The 263-nt window shown below is 63.9% G+C and carries 1 protein-coding gene; it reads right to left on the bottom strand.

The genetic code is table 11. The features are described from left to right. The coding region (locus RMT89_RS43680; protein ID WP_315889309.1) for an acyl-CoA dehydrogenase family protein at positions 1-263 on the bottom strand (263 nt) is incomplete at both ends.

Below are 263 nucleotides of genomic sequence, written 5' to 3'. Positions count from 1 at the left end.
CTGATGTTAAGCCGGCCGCCGTCAAGCCCGGCCATGGCATAGGTAAAGCCCTTGCCCTCTTCGCCCAGAAGGTTCTCGGCCGCGACCTCGCAATCGTCGAACTGAACCTGCGCGGTGGGTTGCGCCTTCCAGCCCATCTTGTGCTCATTCGCGCCAAAGGACAGGCCGGGCGTGCCATCCTCGACCACCAGCGTGGAAATGCCCTTCGGCCCGTCCTGACCGCTGCGCACCATGGTGATGTAAACGTCCGAGTAACCGCCGCC

The organism is Streptomyces sp. P17 (genome assembly GCF_032436805.1).
Lineage (GTDB): Bacteria > Actinomycetota > Actinomycetes > Streptomycetales > Streptomycetaceae > Streptomyces.
Note: the sequence above shows the minus strand (reverse complement) of the source record. Positions and strands in the feature narration are given on the sequence as shown.